General features: G+C 39.0%; 20 protein-coding genes. 2 read left to right on the top strand and 18 right to left on the bottom strand.

What is annotated here, in order from left to right; genetic code table 11:
- Positions 1–146: 146 nt before the first annotated feature.
- Together OP489_RS00100 and OP489_RS00095 are read left to right on the top strand one after the other, a co-directional pair.
- Complete coding sequence (locus OP489_RS00100) at positions 147–656, top strand: CarD family transcriptional regulator (RefSeq protein ID WP_266162329.1); 510 nt, start codon at positions 147–149, stop codon at positions 654–656.
- Between the two features lie 116 nt (positions 657–772).
- A complete protein-coding gene (locus tag OP489_RS00095) occupies positions 773–1,543 on the top strand; it encodes an SDR family NAD(P)-dependent oxidoreductase (RefSeq protein WP_266162327.1) in 771 nt (256 codons plus the stop codon).
- Between the two features lie 4 nt (positions 1,544–1,547).
- On the opposite strand, the gene OP489_RS00090 is transcribed toward OP489_RS00095, so the two are convergent.
- The 18 genes from OP489_RS00090 to dnaA all read right to left on the bottom strand — a co-directional run bounded on the left by OP489_RS00090 (position 1,548) and on the right by dnaA (position 18,441).
- Complete coding sequence (locus OP489_RS00090) at positions 1,548–2,378, bottom strand: CorA family divalent cation transporter (protein ID WP_266162325.1); 831 nt, start codon at positions 2,376–2,378, stop codon at positions 1,548–1,550.
- A gap of 25 nt (positions 2,379–2,403) precedes the next feature.
- The gene (gene gluQRS / locus OP489_RS00085) at positions 2,404–3,363 is read right to left on the bottom strand and encodes a tRNA glutamyl-Q(34) synthetase GluQRS (protein ID WP_266162323.1); all 960 of its coding nucleotides are present in this window, start codon (positions 3,361–3,363) and stop codon (positions 2,404–2,406) included.
- A 52-nt stretch (positions 3,364–3,415) separates the two neighbouring features.
- Positions 3,416–4,360: a GDSL-type esterase/lipase family protein gene (locus OP489_RS00080; protein ID WP_266162321.1), complete on the bottom strand. Its 945-nt coding sequence runs from the start codon at positions 4,358–4,360 to the stop codon at positions 3,416–3,418.
- Between the two features lie 49 nt (positions 4,361–4,409).
- A complete protein-coding gene (locus OP489_RS00075) occupies positions 4,410–4,976 on the bottom strand; it encodes a GNAT family N-acetyltransferase (protein ID WP_266162319.1) in 567 nt (188 codons plus the stop codon).
- 141 nt (positions 4,977–5,117) lie between these two features.
- Entirely contained in the window at positions 5,118–5,741 is a 624-nt protein-coding gene (locus OP489_RS00070) for a hypothetical protein (RefSeq protein ID WP_266162317.1), read from the bottom strand.
- A 38-nt stretch (positions 5,742–5,779) separates the two neighbouring features.
- Positions 5,780–6,325, bottom strand: a complete 546-nt coding sequence (locus OP489_RS00065) for an NUDIX domain-containing protein (RefSeq protein ID WP_266162315.1) — start codon at positions 6,323–6,325, stop codon at positions 5,780–5,782.
- Positions 6,322–6,918, bottom strand: coding sequence for a lysozyme inhibitor LprI family protein (locus OP489_RS00060; RefSeq protein ID WP_266162313.1), 597 nt, complete (start codon positions 6,916–6,918; stop codon positions 6,322–6,324). Before OP489_RS00060 ends, OP489_RS00065 begins: the two co-directional genes overlap by 4 nt.
- Position 6,919: 1 nt before the next feature.
- On the bottom strand, positions 6,920–9,421 hold the full coding sequence (gene gyrA / locus OP489_RS00055; protein ID WP_266162311.1) for a DNA gyrase subunit A: 2,502 nt from the start codon (positions 9,419–9,421) through the stop codon (positions 6,920–6,922).
- 17 nt (positions 9,422–9,438) lie between these two features.
- Entirely contained in the window at positions 9,439–9,825 is a 387-nt protein-coding gene (locus OP489_RS00050; RefSeq protein ID WP_266162310.1) for a YcxB family protein, read from the bottom strand.
- Positions 9,826–9,838: 13 nt separating this feature from the next.
- A complete protein-coding gene (locus OP489_RS00045) occupies positions 9,839–10,381 on the bottom strand; it encodes a hypothetical protein (protein WP_266162309.1) in 543 nt (180 codons plus the stop codon).
- Positions 10,382–10,414: 33 nt separating this feature from the next.
- Entirely contained in the window at positions 10,415–11,128 is a 714-nt protein-coding gene (locus OP489_RS00040; RefSeq protein WP_266162308.1) for a hypothetical protein, read from the bottom strand.
- A gap of 31 nt (positions 11,129–11,159) precedes the next feature.
- The gene (gene gyrB / locus OP489_RS00035) at positions 11,160–13,097 is read right to left on the bottom strand and encodes a DNA topoisomerase (ATP-hydrolyzing) subunit B (RefSeq protein WP_266162307.1); all 1,938 of its coding nucleotides are present in this window, start codon (positions 13,095–13,097) and stop codon (positions 11,160–11,162) included.
- 328 nt (positions 13,098–13,425) lie between these two features.
- Complete coding sequence (locus OP489_RS00030) at positions 13,426–14,064, bottom strand: hypothetical protein (RefSeq protein ID WP_266162306.1); 639 nt, start codon at positions 14,062–14,064, stop codon at positions 13,426–13,428.
- A 50-nt stretch (positions 14,065–14,114) separates the two neighbouring features.
- On the bottom strand, positions 14,115–14,393 hold the full coding sequence (remB, locus tag OP489_RS00025) for an extracellular matrix regulator RemB (RefSeq protein WP_266162305.1): 279 nt from the start codon (positions 14,391–14,393) through the stop codon (positions 14,115–14,117).
- Complete coding sequence (recF, locus tag OP489_RS00020; RefSeq protein ID WP_266162304.1) at positions 14,378–15,466, bottom strand: DNA replication/repair protein RecF; 1,089 nt, start codon at positions 15,464–15,466, stop codon at positions 14,378–14,380. The genes remB and recF overlap by 16 nt, the downstream gene beginning before the upstream one ends.
- Positions 15,463–15,684: an RNA-binding S4 domain-containing protein gene (locus OP489_RS00015; RefSeq protein ID WP_266162303.1), complete on the bottom strand. Its 222-nt coding sequence runs from the start codon at positions 15,682–15,684 to the stop codon at positions 15,463–15,465. The genes recF and OP489_RS00015 overlap by 4 nt, the downstream gene beginning before the upstream one ends.
- Before the next feature lie 14 nt (positions 15,685–15,698).
- A complete protein-coding gene (dnaN, locus tag OP489_RS00010; RefSeq protein ID WP_266162301.1) occupies positions 15,699–16,802 on the bottom strand; it encodes a DNA polymerase III subunit beta in 1,104 nt (367 codons plus the stop codon).
- A 328-nt stretch (positions 16,803–17,130) separates the two neighbouring features.
- The gene (gene dnaA, locus OP489_RS00005) at positions 17,131–18,441 is read right to left on the bottom strand and encodes a chromosomal replication initiator protein DnaA (protein ID WP_266162299.1); all 1,311 of its coding nucleotides are present in this window, start codon (positions 18,439–18,441) and stop codon (positions 17,131–17,133) included.
- Positions 18,442–18,486 lie beyond the last annotated feature (45 nt).

Raw genomic sequence — 18,486 nt, 5'->3', positions numbered from 1 at the left:
TAGAAATTATTATTTAAAAAAGGATAAATTTGTTCAATTTGTCCTTTGAGAAATTCGTTGAGATCCGTTATAATGTATATATAGGAATTTATTTTTCGTGCAAAATAACATTTGCCACTGATTCATTAAAGGAGATAGATTATTTCATGCAGCAATTTCAAAAAGGGGATCCTGTCGTTTATGGGAATAACGGTGTTTGTTTAATCGAGGGGATTGAAAAGCTTCGGTATTCATCTTCCTCTCCGGCACAGTCCTACTATATTCTGAATCCGGTCGATCATTCTTCAAAGATCTTTCTTCCAATTAAAAATGAAGATCTGACCAAAAAGATTCGCCCGATTATTAAGAAACAGGAAATTGAAGATATTTTGACCGGAGCGACCGGTGAAAAGATAGACTGGATTGAAGACAAAAATGAGCGAAATGCCTGTTTTTCTAAAATTATCCGTGAATGTATTCCCCAAAAGCTGATCTGCATGGTGCGGTGTATCTTCCTGCGGAAACAAAACCTTCAGAAAGATGGAAAAAAGATTTCTTCTACAGACGAGACCGTTTTAAAATCTGCCGAAAAGTTGATTCGGGAAGAAATTTCTTATTCTCTTGAGATTGCTCCCGAAAAAGTAGATTCTTATATCCGCTCCGTCGTCAACGCTTAATTTGATTATAAAATAAATAAAAACAGAAAGTCTGCAGAAAATTTCTGCAGGCTTTCCTTTTTTCATTTTCTTGTTTGTGCTATAATTCGATTATCGTTAAAAAGGGGTGGGGTTCTTTGAAAATTGCAATCGTTACAGGAGCCTCCAGCGGGCTCGGAAAAGAATTTGTAAAAATCTTAGACAGAAAAGAATGTTTAAACGAAATCTGGGTGATTGCCCGGCGGGAAAATCGTTTGCGGGAACTGCAGATCGGCTGCAGCACACCCCTGCGGATTTTGCCTCTCGATCTAACAGAGAAGGAATCCATTCGAAAAGTCACTGCCCTTTTAAAAAAGGAAAATCCCGAGGTAGAATTTTTGATCAACGCCGCCGGCATGGGAAAAATCGGAAGCTATCGTGAACTTTCTCTCGAAGACTGTGAAACAATGATCGATCTTAATTGCCGTGCTGCCGTCTCGATGACGCAGGGCGTTCTTCCATTTATGAAAAAAGGCAGCCATATCCTTGAGATTTGTTCCACTGCGGCGTTTCAGCCGTTTCCTTATCTCAATGTCTATGCTGCCAGCAAAGCTTTTTTATATCGTTACAGCCGTGCCCTGCGTGTTGAGCTTTTCTCCCGCAGAATCTCTGTGACAGCTATCTGCCCTTATTGGGTAAAGGATACCGAATTTATCGATACTGCAAAGAAAACGCAGAACAGCTCCTATATTCACAGTTTTCCGCTTGCCTCCAAGGAAAAGACCGTCGTCAAATGGGCATTTCAGGATGCAAAGCTTGGTTTTGCGGTCTCTACTCCCGGGCCGGTCTGTTTTCTGCACCGAATCACTGCAAAATTCATTCCGCATGAACTGATGATGGGAATGTGGTCTTTAATTCGCAGAATCTGATTTTTTAGAACCATTTTTTCTTCTTGAAAATCCATCCGCAAATTCCACAAACCACGATACTCAGAACAATCACATACGGATACCCATAAGTCCAACTATATTCCGGCATCTTCACATTCATTCCGAACCAGCCGACAATCAACGTCAGTGGGAGAAATACCGCTGTTAGAACCGTGAATACTTTCATGATCTGGTTCTGCTCGATATCAATTTTTGACTGATATGCTTCTCTTGTCTGAGTCAAAAGCTCACGCAGATCCAGCACAAACTTTTTGAGGGTTTCTATTCTTTTACTTAAAACATCAAAACGATGGCTGCTTTCTTTCGGGATAATCCCATTTTCATTTTCCGCCAGACGGTCAATGATAGTTTGCAGTTGCTCATAATATCTTTTTATCTTTAAAAGTTCCCTGCGCATTTCGACAATGCGGGAAACCGCTCCTTCTACGGGTTTCTGTGTTTCCAAAAGCCCTGTTTCCAGTTCACTGATAGAATTTTCAAAACGTTGGAGCGTGTCCAAATCATCGGCGGTTAACTGGAAAAAAAATTCCGAAAGCTGATAAAAGGGGTCCCATTCCTGCGGCATTTCTTTTAAAATTGAAATACACCGAACACTTTCCCCTAAATAGATCAATCTTTCTTGGCTGCAATAAAAATGCTGCCTTTCTTCGTTCTTTTTGCAATTTTTTATATCGCGCCAGAAAAAGGTAAGATAATAGGCGTTGTCCGGAAGCAACGCACAAATATGCCTTGCAGAATGAATTCTTTTCTGCAGCTCTTCTCCAATATAAGGCTCCAAAGCTTCCGGATTTCCGGATTTAAAAATCGTCATCATGAATTTTATCTTCCTTTTTCCAAAATTAGAAAAGTCCCGCCGGAATTCTTAAATTTTCCCGCGGAACACGACTCCAGTCAAAATGTGCCGCCAATTCTTCTGCAGAGATTGCTTTCGGCTCTTTTAACTGACCTGCCAGATATGCAAGCCGTCCCAGAATCTCTGGGGCGGTATATTTTTTGCGCAGCGTTTCGAGACTTACATCATGATCTCTTTTAGAGAGGCGTTCTCCGTCTGGGGAAAGTAACACCGGAATATGATAAAAGCGCGGCACAGGTGCTTTTAAAAGCCGATAAAGGTAGATCTGCGGTGCAGTGGAAGAAAGAAGATCCTGCCCCCGCACGATCTCCGTCACTTTCATGCGGATATCATCCACAACAACCGCAAGCTGATAAGCAAAACCGCCATCAGAACGCCGTACAACAAAGTCGCCAAACTCTCGCGCAAGATTCTCGCGGCATTCTCCAAGGCAGCCGTCTTCAAACGAAATTTCTTCATCCGGCACTTCAATTCGATAAGCTGGTGAATGTTTTTTCATTTTTTGATCAATTTCTTCCGGTGAAAGCGTTTTACAGCGACCATCATAAACGACACGTCCATCTGAAAGATGGGGGGCGTTTGCACCATGAAGCTGTGAGCGCGTACAAAAACAAGGATAAATTTTTGCGCTTTGCTGCAGCTTTAAAAATACTCTCCGATAGATTTTTTCGCATTCGCTTTGAAAATACGGTGCATATTTTCCGCCTTTTGTTCCACCTTCAGAAAAAGAAAGTCCCAACCATAAAAGGTCCTCTTCCAATTGTTCTGCAAATTTTCGGCTAGTTCGCTCCGGGTCCAAATCTTCCTGCCGAAGCACCCAAATTCCATTTTTAGAGCGAATGGAAAGCCAACTTAAAAGTGCGCAGAAGAGATTTCCCAAATGCATTCTTCCGCTCGGCGTCGGTGCAAATCTTCCCCGCAAAATAAGATTTTCTGTTGAATCCAAATTCAACCCTTCTTTACCCGAGGTTCACCAAATAATCTACCCATTTCTGGCATTATTCCATATTGGGATGAATTCCATCCGTGCTGGCATCGTCCGGCAAAGCCCCTTCGGAATTTTTAACGGCAGATGCAACATCAACAAAGGTGCATTCTGTATCTTTGGCGATTTCCTTTAGCTCCTCATTGGCGCTGTCTACTGCAGAATTGGTAAGATTTCGTTCATCTGGATTATCACTGACTGCTTTCGCTACTGGAAAGAGAGAAGTCAGATAGATTTTTGCATTTGGCTGGTATTCTCTAACCTTTTGAATCAAAGTTTTATATTCTGAAATAAAGGTATCGCGGCTGGACCAGCCAAGTTCGTTCTCTCCAAAGACCAAATAGACTCGGTCATAATTTTTTCCGTTATTAAGTTCCTCTACAACCGGAATATTATGTCCCACCATCGTCTCATCCATTGCTGTAGAAACATTTAATCCTTTTTTAAAAAAGCAATCACTGTTTCCAACCAAACCATATGTATTGAGATCTTCTAGCAAAGAATTCCCCAAAAAGGCTGCATGGTCAAAAATGTTGCTGCTATCGGAATTGATCATCGAATCAAAAGGCTGAGAGACCGGTTCTTCCGACTGCGAAGATACTGCATCCACTTTTTGAGGGGATTCATTGCCTTGATGGCATGCTTTTGTAAAAAGCAAAATAAGGAGCAATAAAATTAAAATGCATATTACAACGATTAAAACTCTTCTTTTTAAAACTTTTCTGCGGTATTTTTCTTTTGCAGTGGATTTTTTTCCATGACGGATTACTTGTTCCGCTTTATTTTCGGGGTTCTCTGTCGGGCAAAAATCATATTTTTCTTCAAAATTTCTTTCGTCCTGCTTCAAAACTTTTTTCCAAGCCTCATTTTCGTCTTGTTTCTTCAAATTTTCATTTTTAGCGGGTTTTGCTTTTTCTTTTTGAGCTTGTTCTTCTGAATCTTTTTTTTCCTCGTCCATAAAAAAATGCCTCCTGTTTTTGTCCCGCTTTTTATCTTATTTTATTAAATCAAAAAATTTCTTCTAACCGAAATGTTGGATTTTTTCTCAAAACTTCAAAAGGAACCAACGGCTGCGGAACTTCTGGAAACGGCCCTATCTGATATCTCATCACTGCTAAATCACGAAAAGCGCCGTTTTTGTAAGCAATTTTTTTCTGGAGGGATTCTCTTTGAAACCCAAATCTCAGATGAAAATTCTCACTTTCAGGATTTGGACTCGTAATAAAAGCATACACAAGAAGGACCCCTTGCTTTTTCAAAATATCCATTAAACTTCTATAAAGCCGATCCCCTATTTTTTGATGCTTCGCCTCATCTGCAAGATAAATACTGGATTCCACTGCCCAATCATAAGCCTTTCGTTCCCGATAGCGATGTGCATAAGCATATCCTAAAATTTTCCCGTTTTCTTTTAAAACAATCCATGGATAATCTTTTTCGGTTTCTTTGATTCGACGGCAGAATTCCGCTGCATCCGGTGCTTCCGTTTCAAAAGAAACCACACTTTTTTCCACATATGGCCGATAAATTTCTGCAAACTTCGGCGCATCTTCCACCCTTGCAATTCGGATCATTTGCTTTCTCTTTTCTTAAAAGATTGATAGATTTTTATTTATTATAATCTATCTTTCGACAAAAATCTACTTTTCAAATATCATTTTACAAAAAGAAAAAAGCAGAGATAACCCCCTGCTTTTTCAAAATCAAGAATCATTTTATAATATTTTTTCTACCTGTTCTTTTAGTTCCAATTTTTCTTTTCGATGAATTTCGTCGAGAGCATCTTTTATGGAATCTACATTATCAAGTTCGAACATTGAAATGATCTGCCGAATAATTGCCGGGTCACAATCCGATTCTGGAATAAGACAAATTGTTTTGCTCTCTGTTTGATAAAAATCAAAAATTTGATGGATTTTTTCCTCTAAAGGTTTTATTTTCTGTTGCTCGTTCTCAATTTTCTTTTCCCATTCAACCAGAGATTTTTTAAATACCAGTCTCTCAACCAGTGCAAAAATAAGTTTTGTTAAAACAAAAATTCCAAGAATTCCAAGTCCAGCCCATGTAAATACATTATTACATTTGAGTGGGGTAAAGTTTTGATCAACATCATTGAGAACCGTTGAAATCCATGGAGCCAAAAATAAAATCAACAGCAAATAAACAGAGACACAAAACATCCAAAAATATTTTCTAGGGATATTTTTTATATATTGTCTTTTCTCTTGCAAAATCGTAAGATTTTCTTGTTCTTTCCGCATTTTCGAAAAAAGCTCTTCATGGGAAGAAAAATATTTTTCCGCATTTTTGAGTTGCTGAATGATTTCCTGCCGTTCCATATTTTAGAGCCTCCCAGCGTTTTATCCCGATATTCTCTCTAAATTTTTTTATTTTTCAAAAGTGTAAGTACTCTCAATATCAGAATCTGTGTTTTTGCGTCTGGGATCTTTCCTTGTTCCACCATTTTCTCTGCTTTTTCTATTGGAATCCGTTCTACCTCCAAAAATTCATCTTCATCCAGATTCTGTTCTCCGGTGGAATTAATCCGACAGGCATAAAGATGAAGCCTCTCATTTGTATATCCGGGAGAGGGAAAAATCTCTCCCAATTCAAGATACTGTTTTCCTTCAGAACCGGTCTCTTCTCGAAGCTCACGCTTGACCGCTTCAAATGGATCTTCTCCCGGCTCTAATTTTCCGGCAGGTGCTTCCAAAACTATCTGTCGATATGGATAGCGAAACTGTCTTACAAAAAGCATCTCATTTTTTTCGGTCAGTGCAGCAACGCTGACTCCTCCAGGATGATCCACACATTCTCGCTTTACCGTTCTGCCATTCTCTAAAACAACAGTATCAACGTGCATTTTTAGAATATGTCCTTCGTAAAGGATTTTCTCTTCTTTGGTAATCTCCTGTAATTTCATCCCACGGCCGCTCCTTTTCCAGCATAATGATAGGAAAAGTTCGGATCTATCTGATAAATTTTTTCATAGAGTGCCTTCGTTTTATTTTTATAATACGAAAGTGTACGGCTGGAATATTCCAAATTAGCCATATTTCCCATACTGGAAGTCTGTGTTTGAATCTGAGAAAGATCCTGACTCTTTTGATTGACCCAATCTTCCTGTTCTTTCTTAACTGCTTCTTTGTCATTCTCAGAAGATTTTTCGAGCAAAAAATCATAGGCAGCGGTTTCTTCATTGAGCCAAATTTCTGAATAGCGGTCTGCCAGTGCGACCATATCCACCATACTCAATGCTTTTTTGCTGTCAGCTTGATAATCTGCATCGATTGGATTTTGTGAAAACTTCTGTTCAAACGGGCTAAGTGCTTGGGAAGAAGCATTGCTTCTCACAGTTTCGCCTTCACTTAAAACAGTTGAAACCGCGCTCTGTGTTGACGACGTCGTTTGAGCGGCACTGGAAGAAGTCGTTTTTACAGCCTCACCACAGCCCGAAAGGGATACACACAAAATGCAGCTTAAGAAAAGTACAAAAAGTCTTTCTTTCAATTTCATTTTACTCTTCCTTTTCGCAGTCTTCTTCTGAAGAATCTGCGTCATCTTGGGGTAATTCGTCGATTTCTTCATCCTCTTCATGAGCGGTTCTTGCGATTGTAACGACTTTGCTTTCGTTGATCAAACGCATCAAACGAACTCCTTTACTAGGTCTTGCACAAATTCGGATACTCTCTGCTGGAATTCGAATAATAATTCCATCAGAAGCAATCAAAATAATATCATCATGGAGATCGACCGTTTTAATTGCGGCAACACAACCATAATCATCAATATGATAGTTGGTAAGTCCTTTTCCGCCTCTTGTCTGAAGCCGATAATCGTCGATCGGAGAAAGCCGTCCAAAACCGGTCTCGCTTACCGTAAGAATATAAGCACCCTCTCTGAGCGTACTCATTCCGATTACATAGTCACTCTCTTTGAGGTTAATTGCCTTAACTCCGCGAGCAGTTCTTCCCATGGGACGCACATCATTTTCATTAAACCGAATTGCCATACCGAGATATGTTCCGACCAAAAGATCACTATCTCCATCTGTCAAACGCACCCATGAAAGTTCGTCGCCGTCTTCAAGAGTCAATGCAATTAATCCGCCTTTTCTCGCGGTATCAAAAGCAGAAAGTTCCGTTCTTTTAATGATCCCGTTTTTCGTCACCATGCAAAGGTATTTACCAAAATCAAACGATGGAACTCGAATCATTGAGGTAACCCGTTCGTCTTGTGTAATCGGCAGCAAATTTGCAATATTAACGCCTTTTGCCGTACGGCTGCCTTCCGGAATCTCATAGCACTTGAGTCGATACACTTTGCCAAAATTTGTAAAGAACAACACATAGTCATGACTGCCGCAGACAAACATTTCGGTGGCAACATCCTCTTCGCGACGAGTCATGCCGCTGATTCCACGACCACCTCGATTTTGAATATGATAAGTATCTGTAGCAAGACGCTTTACATATCCAAACTGGGTCATGGTCAAAACGCATTCTTCCTCTGGAATTAGATCTTCAATATCCACTTCTCCAGAAACCGCCATAATCTCTGTTTTGCGTTCATCAGCATACTTTTGTTTAATTTTGAGTGCTTCTTCTTTTACAATTGAGCTGACACGCTCATCGTGCGCCAAAATATCCTTTAGGTCTTCAACCTTTACTTCAATAGCAGAGAGTTCTTCTTCCAGTTTTTGACGTTCCAAACCGGTAAGTGCGCCCAAAGGCATCTGCACGATTGCCTGTGTTTGAATATCATCTAAGCCGAATCGTTCGGTCATTCTTGTGCGGGCAGTAGAACGATCTTTGCTGGAACGAATAATTGAAATGATCTCATCAATATTGTCAACTGCAATTTTGAGACCTTCCAAAATATGAGCTCTTGCCATCGCTTTTTCAAGTTCATATTTAGTTCTGCGAATAACGACTTCTTTCTGGAACTTAATATATTCTTCCAAAAGCTGTTTTAAAGTCAGACATTTTGGTTCTCCGTTGACAATTGCCAACATATTAACTCCAAATGTTGTCTGCATCTGGGTAAAGGAATAAAGCTGATTCAAAACAATTTGCGGAGATGCATCCCTTTTAATCGTAATCGTCATATGCATACCATTGCGGTCAGAATGATCTTCTACATTGGAGATTCCTTCGATTCTTTTATCTTTGACCAGATCTGCAATAGATTCGATGAGTCTTGCTTTATTGACCTGATAGGGAAGCTCCGTTACAACAATGGAAAATCTATTGTTCTTTTCTTCTACAATTTCTGCTCTTGCACGAACAATAATTCTGCCGCGGCCTGTTGCATAAGCTGCACGAATCCCAGTTCTGCCCATAATAATGCCGGAAGTCGGAAAATCAGGGCCCTTAATATACTGCATCAAGCCTTCCAGCTCAATTTCAGGATCATCGATCAATGCACACATGCCGTCGATGACTTCTCCCATATTATGAGGTGGAATATTGGTTGCCATACCAACGGCAATTCCAGTTGAACCATTAACCAAAAGGTTTGGAAAATGGCTGGGCAGAACGGTTGGTTCTTTTCGGCTATCATCGTAGTTTGGACAAAAATCAACGGTATTTTTATCAATATCCTGCAGCATCTCTACTGCAACTTTACTCATTCTAGCTTCTGTATAACGATAGGCAGCCGGTGGGTCTCCATCAACAGAACCAAAGTTTCCGTGCCCATCCACCAACATATAACGCATAGAAAAGTCCTGTGCCAGACGCACTAAAGCATCATAAACGGAAGCATCTCCATGAGGATGATATTTTCCCAAAACATCACCGACTGTTGCTGCACATTTTTTATAGGCTTTATCTGGTGTTAATCCCGCTTCATACATTGTATAAAGAATTCGGCGATGAACCGGCTTCAATCCATCCCGCACATCCGGTAGGGCACGGCTGACGATTACCGACATAGAATAATCCAAAAAAGACTTTCGAATTTCCTTTTCCAGATCAACCGGTATAATATTTTGTTTTTGCTGCTCTAAATCATCCATCAACGGATACCCTCCTATTATTCACTCTCTAAATAAACTTTTTCGATCTGATTCCACTCTTGCTCAGTAAAGGCCCTGCGGGGGACAAACCGAGATTCCTGCTGTCCGGTAAATAAAATTAAGACTTTATCATTTGCCCAGAAAAAGCTGAACAAATTTTTCGGAATATTTCCCCGATAACGATCCGTTTCAATGAGAATCGATTTTTCGGAAAAAGTCATTCGATAGGCAAATATCTGATCTTTATGAAGATCGTACCATTCCATCGCATGTTTTTTTACCCAATAAAGAACAAAATTTTTGAGAAACCATGAAATAATCGTTCCTTGACCTGTAAGACAAAGTCCGGCTCTATAATCTGCCCAATCCTGTGCCGTGGGACGATAGCTCACAGTAATCTTCAAAATTTTTCCCCCTTTATCTTTTATCAATCTTATTTTTAAAATAACGTGGACCAAATGCCTGTCTGAGACATTGTCTGGTCTTTATAAAATCTTGTTTCGTCATTTCTTTTTTGCAAAGAATCAAAAGACCTCGTTCCATTCCGCCGGAAAGAATAAAATATTGATCATCCTCCACACATTTTTCAAAATCAGACCAATATTCACGAACTTCTTCATAATCATTCTCAAAGAAAATCCCTTCAAAATAGAAAAAATACTGCGTAGAAAGTCCCAATAACGCATTTTCCTGAAAAGTGGATTGTCCCCATTGTTCGATTTCTTTCGGTTTTAGCTTCCAAAAGTAGAAGCTTCCCATTAAAGCAAGCAGAATAAGGAGGCCTGGAATAAAAAAGGTGACCGACCAAAGACGATAAATTGGAATTCCGGCGGTCAAAATTACTGCAATCCCAAGCATTAAAAAAGAAGTCAATTCTCGGCGATGCCAAATAGAAAGATTATTTTCCCATCGCACAAAAGCTTTTACATAATCTTCGCGGGAACAAGTCTGTCGAAGCACTAAAAGTGGATCTCCTAAAAATCTCTTTGTCATTTATTTTTTGCGGGGTTTCGTGCCCGCTTTTACGATCTCATAAATTTTTTCAAAAGTCTCTTCATCGCAGCAGCGTTTTGGAAGAATCACAATACTGCGTTTCACATAAATAATCATGATTTCTTTATAAATCTCGCTTTGATACTGCCCATTCATTTCCATAACAAAAGCATTTTCTTTTGGACCCATTTCGATCCGATCAGAATAAACTCTCATGCGAAATGGAAATTTATCATTCATCTTTTTTACATGAGAATTAATCATATAAATCTGAAAAATAGTTGCAATAAAAATAATTCCAAGGCACATTAATGAAAGAAGATAATAATTATTAATTCCGCTGCTAATAGCTTTGATAAAATAATAAATAAATCCAATTCCGCCAATTGTACAGGCGACAATTGACATAATAAGATTTCCTCCCGAAAAATTGCTGCGAATTAATGAAGTGCTCATTTCTTTCTGATTGACCTCATAAGAGAGATCAAGAATTGGAGGATCTGTTTCTTCTACTTCTTCCTCCCCATTTTCCTGCTGTTCTGAAGATTCCTGCAATTCTTCCTGATTTTCTTCGTCTTCTTCATCATCCGAAGTTTCATCCAGATCTTCATCTAAATCATAATTTTCTTCGATTCTCTTTAAAACATCTTCTGCTGTTTCCACTTTTTTAGGTTTTTCTGTGGAATCTTCCTGTGGAATTTTCTTTTCTTCCATTTAAAATATTCCCTCCTCTTATTCCTCTTATTTAGACATCAAGATTTTGAACATATTTTGCATTCTGTTCAATAAATTCGCGGCGTGGTTCTACTTTATCTCCCATTAAAATTGTAAATGCTTCATCGGCAGCAGCGGCATCTTCCACTTCTACCCTCAGCATAATCCGAGTCTCAGGATTCATTGTAGTATCCCAAAGCTGTTCGGCGTCCATTTCGCCCAAGCCTTTATATCGCTGAATTTCAGTTTGACCAAGCTGTTTCATATATCGGTCACGTTCTTCATCAGAATAAGCATAATAATGCTGCTTATTTTTCGTAAGCCGATAGAGCGGCGGCTGAGCAAGATAGATATGTCCCTGTTCAACCAGTGGCTTCATAAAACGGAAAAAGAAGGTCAAAAGCAAGGTACGGATATGAGATCCATCAACATCAGCATCAGCCATGATAATGATTTTTCCATATCTCAATTTTGAAATATCAAATTCTTCTCCAATTCCGGTACCTAACGCAGTAACGACCGGCATCAGTTTTTCATTGCCGTAAACTTTATCAAGACGTGCTTTTTCAACATTCAGCATTTTGCCCCAAAGAGGCAGGATTGCCTGATATTTCCGATCCCGACCGCCTTTTGCAGAGCCGCCGGCGGAATCACCTTCGACGATATAAATTTCAGTCTCTTCCGGATTTCGACTCTGACAATCTGCAAGCTTTCCAGGCAGAGAAGCACTTTCCAAAGCGGATTTTCTTCTGACAAGATCTCTGGCTTTTCTTGCAGCTTCTCTTGCACGGGAAGCTGCCATTGCTTTTTCAAAAATTGCCTTTGCAACATTCGGATGTTCTTCCAGATAAGTAGAAAGTTTATCGCTGACTAAATTATTAACAAGCGTTGCAATTTCGGTATTTCCAAGTTTTGCTTTTGTCTGACTTTCAAACTGCGCATCTTTTATTTTTACGCTGATAATAACTGTCAAACCTTCCCGGACATCGTCGCCCTTGAGATTTTCGTCACTATCTTTCAAAATATTGTGCGTCCTCGCATAATCGTTCATAACACGGGTAAGTGCACGTTTAAAGCCTTCTTCATGAGTACCGCCATCCGTTGTATGAACATCATTTGCAAAAGAGAGCATCATTTCGTTATAGGAATCCGTATACTGCATCGCAACTTCGGCATTGGAATTTCCATCTGGTGCAGGAGCTGAAAAATGGATAATATCCGGATGGACCGGCTCTTTTTCTTTATTCAGAAATTGAACAAAGCTGGAAAGACCGCCCTCATAACAAAATTGATTTTGAATTTTATTTTCAGGATTTCTCTCATCTGTGAGGATAATATTAATTCCAGCATTTAGAAAAGCCTGTTCCCGCAGTCTTTTCTGCAGAACTTCATATTGATATTCAGTTGTATCTCTAAAAATTTCGGGATCAGCAAGAAAACGAACTGTTGTGCCGGTTTTCTCTTTTGGACAATCCCCTTTTATACTCATATTTTCAACTATTTTGCCGCGTTCAAACCGTTGAAAATAAACTTTTCCTTTATGATAGACTTCTACTTCCAACCAGGTCGAAAGTGCATTTACAACAGAAGCACCAACACCATGCAGACCACTCGCTACTTTATATCCGCCGCCGCCGAATTTTCCGCCGGCATGCAGCACAGTAAAGACGACCGTCAAAGCGGGCAAACCTGTCTTTTTTTGAATTCCGACCGGGATTCCACGTCCATTATCTTTTACACAAATAATATTTCCCGGCTCGATGATAACATCGATCTGATTACAATATCCTGCCAGTGCTTCATCCACCGAGTTATCTACGATTTCATAAACAAGGTGATGAAGTCCTCTTTCTCCGGTTGATCCAATATACATTCCCGGACGTTTCCGTACAGCTTCTAGACCTTCCAACACCTGAATCTGATTTTCATCATAAGCTTCTTGTGTCTGCGTTACTTGATTGATTTCCAATTCTGATCCTCCTGTTCCTCAACTAAAAAGCATCATTTATTCTTTTTGCGATACTTTTACAATTCTGATGAGAAAAATTCTGCATTCATAAACGGCGGCGACACAAAAAAAAGTAACAGTCGCCATCAAAATGAAATTCATTGTTGTCCATATCAATAAGCAATTCAGAAGACAAAGCAGGAGAAAAGCCAAAAGAAAATAGACGGTCATTTGCTTTTTATAAATCACGGTACATTTTTTTTTGCAATGCACACAAAAAAAGCTTTTTTCTCTTAAAAGTGTTTTTCTTTCCTTCATAGTAAATTCTGTTCCACAATAAGGACAAATTTTATGGTTCTTTTTTATCATCATTTTTCATGTACTCTCCGTAAGGGTTCTGCATCTGGCGGCGAATTGTCTCATCCTGAAAAGCAGTATTTACTTTTTGTCGATAATGACGAGGCAAACTGGGTTTTAATTTTACGGAATCTGCTTCTTTAATAGGACTTATTTGAATTGTTTGATCCGATTCATTTGTTTTCTCTGGTTCTGGAAGAATAATAGAATCCATTTGTTTTGTAAATCCGGATTCTTCTTCATCAAAATGAGGCTGCTCTTTTTCATCCAAATAAAGTGGTTCCGAATTGACTGATTCTGGATGATAAGCTCTTCTATGCCGCCTAACGGTCGGACGTTCGAGATGAATGGTAAAACTACTCAGCAAAAAGAAAAGAAAAAATAAAAGAATAACAGAAAAAACAAGCCAAAATGTAATATGATTCAAAATCAATCCAAAAACAATAAAAAGCAGAGCAGAAACAGCAATTGCAATGATTGCTAAAATACGTGTAAAAGGCTCTACGATAATATTAGAAATTCCTTTACAGGCTGTACAACGGTATTCGCCTTCTTTTTTCAATGTCCATGCCAGAAAAAAATTTAGTTTTTTTCCACAATATGGGCATTTTGTCCGGTGTAAAGTTGCCATAAATTTTTCTCTCCTTTGATTGCCTTGAATATTGATCAATTTTATAAAATCTAATTATCTTTTATAGATTCCATTCTCTTTAAAAGAGTTGCCGAATTTAGCTGAGAAAGATAGATAACTTCTTCAAAATCAAATTTTTTATTTTTCTTTCTGCTGCACAGAACAAAGCTTTTTGGAAGCTCCTGTGAGACAGTCACAATATGATTCTGTTTTTCTTTTTCTGTAAGCATCTCTCTTGTAATTTTGGAAACTGTACAGACATCCAAATCAAAAATACCAACAATGTCTTTGCTGTGAATAATTGTATTTTGCCCTAAATGGAGGTACATTCTGCTTTTTTCCTTTCCAAAATTCCGTTTTCTACCTGAAAAAGAAATCCATTTTTCAGATTTTTTGCCTGTCCGGGATCGCAGCAAGTAATAATAACCTGACAGTCTGAAAGATGATTCAAAAGATATTCTTGTCTGGTATGATCCAGTTCACTCAAAACATCATCGAGAAGAATGATCGGTTTTTCTCCGGAATATTGCTTTAAAAGTGCAGCTTCTGCCAGTTTCAAAGAAAGTACAACACTTCTCTTTTGTCCCTGAGAAGCAAACATTCTCACATTTTTACCATCCAAAAAGATTTCCAGATCGTCCCGATGAGGTCCACAAGTGGTATAACCAACCTGAAGATCTTGTTTTCTATTTTTTAAAAGTGCCTCCAAAAGATTTTCAGCACTCCGCTTATATTGAACTTTAAGAAATTCTTTTCCGCTGCTGAGTCCTTCATAAATCTCAGAAAGAGGATCTTTCATGGATTCTACATAGGATTCTCTCTCTTTTATTATAATCTCTCCATCTGTCGAAAGACGTTCATCCCAAATTGAAATCGTATCTAAAAGTTCCGGATGACGAAAAGAATCCTTTAAGAGTGCATTTCTCTGATTGAGCGTTCTGGAGTAACGATTGAGAATTCTCACATATCCAGGTCTGATCTGACAAATTGCCGCATCCAAAAAATTACGGCGCAAATTTGGACCTTCTCTCACAAGTGAAATATGTTCGGGAGAAAAAATCACTGCTCCAATTTTTCCAACAAGAAGTCCAGGAGAACGCAGAAGAATTTCATTGAGAAAAGCTTGTCTCTTTTTTTTAAAAATTTTAATTTCAGCAGTCTGTTCCCGTTCTTCACTGTAAAAATGAAGAATTAAAGAAGCTTCCTGCTCTCCATAAGAGATCAATTCAGAATCTTTTACGCCGCGAAAACTTTTTCCCCCGGTAAAAAGCCACAAAGCTTCCAGAAGATTTGTTTTTCCCTGCGCATTTTCCCCATAAAGAACATTGACTCCCTCACCAGGAACAAATAAATCTGATGAGAGATTTCGAAAATGTTCTGTTTTTAGGGAAAGAACTTTCACTTTTCACATACCTCATAAAGATTTTTCTGAAATTCTACAGTATCTCCTGAGTGAAGCTTTTTTCCGCGCATCGTACAAATCTCATGATTGACAGAAACTTCTCCATTCTGAATCAAATATTTTGCGCGGCCACCGGTATCAACTGCTCCCACAAATTTTAAAAGGGAATCCAACCTGATAAAAGATGTATCAATCGGGACTAATTTTTTTTCAGTCATCTTGACTCCTCTTCTTATTCAGACTTCATGCGAACCGGTAAAACCAAAAATAGAAAATTATTCCCCTCAACTGGGACTACCTTCATAGGAGAAAGCGGACCACAAAGCTGAATTTTTACTAAATCGCTGTCCACATTACGCAGAGCATCAAGAAGATAACGATTGTTAAAGCCCATGTCCATAGAATCTCCCTCAATTTCTGCCGAAAACTGATCGCTTGCACGGCCGAGTGGAGTAGAACAGGAAAGTTTGATCTCATTATTATCAAAAATGCAGTGAAGTGGACTCTTAAGACGATCCGTGATCACAAGAGAAACACGTTCGACGCTGTCGATGAATTCACGTGTCTTTACTTTGATTTCACAAGTGCTGTTTGCTGGAATTGCAGCACGATAATCAAGAAAAGAACCTTCCAACAAACGAGAAATGACTGTATAGTTACCAATCTTTGAAAGAATATGACGGCTTCCAACGAGCAGTTCTGCTTCGCTGTCGTCATCCGGTAGAAGTTTCATAATTTCCTGCAGTGTTTTTCCGGGAACAACAAAGTTCATCTCTTCTTCTCCGCGGACTGCTTCTTCCCGCATGGCAAGACGATATCCATCAACAGAGACAAGACGAAGTTTTCCTTCACTCAAATCGAAAAGAGTACCGGTATGAACTGGTTTTGCATCGTTTTCAGAAACTGCAAAAAGAGTTTGTCTGATCATACTTTTTAGAACAGAAGAACCAATTTTAACGCTTTTTTCTTCTGAGAGAGAAGGTAACTCCGGATATTCTTCTGCTGGAATTCCCACAATTGAAAAATTACTTTGTCCGCTTTTGATGGAAGTAACATTGTGATCATCAATTTCTACATGCACACCGTCATCCGGTAAACGACGAACAATATCGCCAAATAATTTTGCAGAAAGAACAATCTCTCCCGGTTCTGATACTGTTGCTGGGATTTCGGTTGTCATGCCAAGTTCCAGATCATAACCGCAGAGAAAAATAGAAGTACTTTTTGCTTTTAAGAAGATTCCTTCCAGAGCAGGAATCGAACTTTTTACGGAAACAGCTCGTTGAATATTTGAGACAGCTTCCACAAGCTTTTGTTTTTCGCAGGTGAATTTCATGAAGAAAGCCTCCGTTTAAGATAATCATTCTTTTCTATTCATTTAATTTTAGTAAAAGAAGTAGGGGCGGTTGATTTGTGGAAAGTAAGAAGAAACACAGATAACAACTGAATTTTTTGGATCTACTTTTTAAAAATCAGCCGGTAGAAGAAATGTGGACAAAGTTTAAAAACTGCAAATAAAAAATAAGTGGTGGAAAATTGGTTGGGGAAAGTTAAAAAAAAGTTTAGAAATCTGTGAAAAGTTGGAAGAGGGCTTTTCTCTGTTTTTCACAGGGTATTAACAGGGTTCTACAGATTTTAAACCGATTTTTAAGCATAGAAAAAATTTATCGGTCGCGAATATTTTTAATGATGTCGTTGACCGTTGCTTTAAACTGACTGTTTTTTTCCTGATTTTTTTCGACTTGCTGAATTGCATAGACTACAGTAGAATGATCTCTTCCTCCAAATTCATCGCCGATTTCAGAAGTGGACATTCCAAGAACTTCTTTAATCACATACATGGCAACCTGGCGTGCTTTACTGATATTGGAATTTCTCTTTCCGGAACGGATATCTTCCGGAACAGCTCCATAAGTTCTTGCAACTTCGTCAATAATTTTTTCGACGGTGACGGAAACCGGCTGAGAATTTGTGATAATATCACTGATAGCCGCTCTTGCGGTCGAAATATTTGGCGGCACATCGATGATGGAATATGCTTTCATCTTTTTGACGGCGCCTTCCAGCTGACGAATATTACTTTTAAGCTGATTTGCAATATATTCTTCGACTGTATCGTCCAGATGAATATCTAATAATTCTTCTTTTCGCTTGATGATTGCAATTCGTGTTTCAAAATCAGGTGGCTGAATATCCGCTGTTAGTCCCCATTCAAAACGGCTGCGCAGACGATCCTCCAAAGTTGCAATTTCTTTTGGAGGACGATCACTCGTTAGAACGATCTGCTTTTTTGCTTCGTAAAGAGTATTGAAGGTATGGAAGAATTCTTCCTGGGTGGATTCCTTGCCAGCAATAAACTGAATATCATCGACCAGAAGAATATCCGCATTGCGGTAAAAGTTATGAAACTGAGCCGTATTTCCGCGGCGGATTGCCTCAATCAGCTCATTGGTAAAATCATCACCCTTTATGTAGAGAATGTTCATTTCCGGATGATCTTTTTTGATTCGGTTACAGATTGCATAAAGCAAATGTGTTTTTCCAAGTCCGGAATTTCCATAGATAAAAAGCGGATTATAGCGGGAGGCTGGCTGAGTGGCAACTGCCATGCAGGCAGCATGGGCAAATTTATTGCTGGAACCAACAATAAAGGATTCAAATGTATATTCATAATCATCCATCGGGAGCTTGTCCTCTTGTGGCTTTGCTTCTTTTATCTCGTCAAGAGTCTGAAGGTCGAGATTGATGGTTTGTCCGTTAAAGACCTGCTGAAAAGCGTCCTTTAAAAGATCCGCATAATAATGCAGAATGGTTTGTTTATGAAATTCATTTGGAACTTTCAGCGTGGCGGTTCCCGTTGAAAAATCAAGATTGATCGGTTCAATTCGGCTGATCCACGTTGTATAGGCTACTTCAGTGATTTGGGAACGACAGTAATTACAGATCAATTCCCAGGTTTCGGGTGTAAAATCCATTCGATTTTTTTCCTCCATATACTTCGTAAGGCGGAAAATTGCCAT

It is taken from the genome of Caproicibacterium sp. BJN0003 (assembly GCF_026314295.1).
Lineage (GTDB): Bacteria > Bacillota > Clostridia > Oscillospirales > Acutalibacteraceae > Caproicibacterium.
This window is presented reverse-complemented; position numbering and strand designations above follow the sequence as displayed.